The 1,396-nt window shown below is 68.2% G+C and carries 2 protein-coding genes; one reads left to right on the forward strand and one right to left on the reverse strand.

Annotation, left to right across the window (positions count from 1 at the left end; all coding sequences use genetic code 11):
• Positions 1 to 805 (forward strand): LacI family DNA-binding transcriptional regulator (locus ELR45_RS03400; RefSeq protein WP_205855796.1); only part of this gene is annotated, 805 nt, incomplete at its 5' end.
• Positions 806 to 838: 33 nt separating this feature from the next.
• Here ELR45_RS03400 and ELR45_RS36650 read toward each other — a convergent pair.
• Positions 839 to 1,396 (reverse strand): PfkB family carbohydrate kinase (locus tag ELR45_RS36650; protein ID WP_240759135.1); only part of this gene is annotated, 558 nt, incomplete at its 5' end.

Genomic DNA, 1,396 nt, shown 5'->3' on the forward strand with positions numbered 1-1,396 from the left:
GGGCGTGGAGAGGCAGGCCACAGCGGAAGGCCGCCTGTGCCTCGTCTGCACCACGCACGACGACACGGCACGCGAGCTCGCCGTCATCGAGCTGATGCGGGAGCAGTCCGCGGATGCCGTCATCCTGGTCGGCGGCGGCATCGAGAGCGACGAGTACCACGAGCGCATGGTGCACCTGGCGCACAGCCTCGACAAGGCCGGCTCGCACCTCGTTCTGTGCGGCCGGCCATCGCTCGGCGAGGGCGTGCCCGCCACCGTGGTCGAGTACGACAACGATGGTGGCGCGTACTCGATGACCAGCCACCTCCTGTCGCAGGGTCATCGGAAGATCGCGTATCTCGGCGCCCACTGGAGCCTGACCACCACCACGGCCCGGATCAACGGGTTTACCCGCGCGCACGCCGACATGGGTCTCGAGGTCGACCCCGGCCTCCTCGTCGAGGGCCGGTTCCTGCACTCGTTCGGAGTCGCGGCCACGCGCCGGCTGCTTGCCGAGCGGCCCGACGTCACGGCGATCTTCGCGGCAACCGACATGGTGGCTGCCGGCGTGCTGTACACCCTGCGACAAGCCGGCGTGCGCTGCCCGGAGGAGATCTCCGTGGTGGGGTTCGACGACATGCCCTTTGCCTCGGATCTCTACCCCGCACTCACCACCGTGCACATCCCCACCGACGAGCTGGGCCGCACGGCTGTGCGCCTGGCCATCCATCGCGACGAATACGCCCAGAGTCAGCACGTCATGCTCGGAACCCACATCGTCGTTCGCGACTCGGTAGCCCCACCGCGCAAGGACGCCACCGCATGACCGCGGGAAGGGAGGGTTGACAGCGAACGATCTCTATAGCCTTTCGCTCACGGAATGCCCCTTTCCGGCCAGCTCTTGTCGCCATGGCGGGTTGGCGCCCTGCCGGGAGACGGTGATCGCGGCGGCTCGTACGGCTGTATCAAGGATCTCTTCAAGTTGATGGTTGGAGATCCGGGCCAACAACTCCCAGCGTGCGCGCCCAGCGAGCCCGGCTTCGAATACGCCGTCGATGACCGCGGCCATGAAGGTGTCCCCGGCGCCGACGGTGTCGATGACCGCGACATTGAGCCCGGGAACCTCGACGACGCCGTCGGCCGTGACGGCGGTCGCGCCATTGCCGCCTCTGGTGACGATGACGATCGCGGGTCCGGCCGCCCGCCACTGGCGGGCGACGTCGAGCGGCGTGCGGTCTGGGTGTAGCCAGCCGAGGTCTTCGTCGCTGACCTTGACGATGTCGGCGAGGCTCACCAGCTGGCGCACACGTTCGCGGGCGCGTGCGGCATCGGCGATGAGCGTAGGCCGGATGTTCGGGTCGTAACTGATTGTGGCGCTCGCGCGTCGTGCCTCGATGAGGGCTTGCACCGAATCCGC

It is taken from the genome of Phytoactinopolyspora endophytica (assembly GCF_004138495.1).
In the GTDB taxonomy this organism is placed as follows: Bacteria; Actinomycetota; Actinomycetes; order Jiangellales; family Jiangellaceae; genus Phytoactinopolyspora; species Phytoactinopolyspora endophytica.